The 345-nt window shown below is 40.9% G+C and carries 1 protein-coding gene; it reads right to left on the reverse strand.

Features of this window, described 5'->3' with window-relative positions; all coding sequences use genetic code 11:
- Positions 1-345: transposase (locus tag QR64_RS26325; protein ID WP_200886539.1), on the reverse strand; the 345-nt coding region annotated here is incomplete at both ends.

A 345-nucleotide genomic window follows, 5' to 3' on the forward strand; every position in this document is an offset into this window, starting at 1 on the left:
ATTGCTCCAGAATAACCGCTCTATCTGCTCGTTTCACTTTACTAGCTAGATTTCGACTAATATGAATTAAGCAACGTTGTTGTTTAGCTAATGGGTAAGCCTGACTGATAATCTGTTCAAGCCCCTTGAAGCCATCGGTCACTACAAGAGAAACCTGTTGGATTCCTTGGTTTTGAAGCTTGTCTAACAGGGTGGACCAAGAAGCATTATTTTCATTTGGGGCGATTTCATATCCAAGAACAGCCTTCTGTCCTTCTGGTGTAATGCCAAGTGCGATATGAATACATTCTTTACTAACGGTTCCACGTCTTAATGGAAGATAGGTTCCGTCAAGAAATAAAACAG

This window comes from Rhodococcus sp. Chr-9 (genome assembly GCF_000801125.1).
GTDB lineage: Bacteria > Actinomycetota > Actinomycetes > Mycobacteriales > Mycobacteriaceae > Rhodococcus > Rhodococcus pyridinivorans.